This is a genomic window from Mycobacterium lehmannii (assembly GCF_001499925.1).
GTDB lineage: Bacteria > Actinomycetota > Actinomycetes > Mycobacteriales > Mycobacteriaceae > Mycobacterium > Mycobacterium lehmannii.
This window is the reverse complement of the sequence record NZ_LQIR01000055.1, coordinates 1-1,511: the sequence shown is the minus strand read 5'-3', so window position 1 is coordinate 1,511 and position 1,511 is coordinate 1. Positions and strand designations below refer to the sequence as shown.

At 65.1% G+C, this 1,511-nt stretch carries 1 protein-coding gene; it reads right to left on the bottom strand.

What is annotated here, in order from left to right; genetic code table 11:
* Positions 1-289: 289 nt before the first annotated feature.
* A complete protein-coding gene (locus tag AU192_RS20720) occupies positions 290-1,381 on the bottom strand; it encodes an IS110 family RNA-guided transposase (RefSeq protein WP_064399406.1) in 1,092 nt (363 codons plus the stop codon).
* Positions 1,382-1,511: the final 130 nt, after the last annotated feature.

The following is a 1,511-nucleotide window of genomic DNA, read 5'->3' as shown; positions in this document are numbered from 1 at the left end:
CTGATATGTAGAGAAGTTTGTCAAGAGGGCAAGGTGAGGCGCCGCCGGGGAGCTACCCCGACGGCGCCTCTTTTGCTTCCTCCGATAGTCAGTGTGGTGAGCGTGTCGTTGGCGACGCGCGGTCAGACTGATATACGCGGATTGGCTACCGCAGGACGGGGTTTCGGCTGGATCGCATCCGCGTGTCTAGCGTCGAGCGTCGACCCGGGGGTCTGCTCATAGGTGTGTCGCGGGTCGATCCACGCGCTGCCACCACCGGGCTTGAGGCAGGAAGCAGATTAGGTGGCGGTCAGTCCTGCATCACCGCCAGCGACCAGCACCAGCCGGCAAGCTCCCGTGCGATCGCCACATTGGCCACCGTCGGCCGCTTTCGCCGTTCCAAGAATCCAACCCACCTGCCGTGCAGGCGTCGGTTACCCTCATCGCCGCGGGCGCGAGCAGCCGGCGAGGCGAGGTCCCACCGCGACCGCATCACCGCCCCCACCCGATACCGGGCCCGGTGATGCCAGGCCGCCTCCACCAACAACCGCCGCACGTGAGTGTTACCGGTCTTGGTGATCGCACCCAGCACCCGCGAGGACCCCGACGAATACTCCGACGGCGTCAACCCGACGAAGGACCCAATCGTGTTGCCGGTAAACCGATCCCAATCGCCGATCTCCACCGCCAAAGCGAACCCGGTCAACGTACTCACACCCCGCAGGCACGACACCCGCCGCACGATCGGCGTGAACTCACAGTCCTTTGCGATCTCCTCGATCGCCGCGTCCAGGCGCCTACGCCGGGCCTGCATCGTCAACACATGGTCGTAATCGGCGTCGAACGCCATTCGCGTCGCCGCCGATCTCAACTGGGGCGCCGCCACGGTGCGCAACCACTGGTCATGCGCACCAGTCCACCCCTGGCCTCCGTAATAGACGATGCCGTGTCGCAACAGCAGCTTCGACAGACGATGACGTGCCCGCATCAAGTCGCCACGGCAGTCCTCACGCGCCCGTACCAGATCCCGGGCCGCTTCCTGGGACACGCTGGGGATCGACACCGAGGTCACCTCGTCGAGGCGCAGTAGTCGAGACAGGTGCAGCGCGTCGCGGGCATCGGTCTTGACGCGGTCACCGGAAGGCTTCTGCAGCTTCGACGGCGCAACGACCTCACATCGGATACCCACCTCGTTCAGCGCCCGCTGCAACCCGAAACCCGTCGGACCAGCCTCATAAGCCACCGCCACCGGGCCAGGCAACTCCGATATCCACGACCGAATGTGCTCATGGGACGGGGTCAACCGGGTCTGCACTATCTCACCGGTGACACCGTCAATTGCTGCTGCCGCCACCGAACGTGCGTGCACGTCCAGTCCAACACTCGTACGCTCGATAAACACCGGGGCCTCCCACCACTGTCGGATAGACCGGGCAGGCGACTTCCTACTCGGTAACCCACGAACATGGGTGAGTGGGGCCCCGGCCCGCAACCCCCGACTCAACGCCGACGGTCACCTATACCGTCTAGCC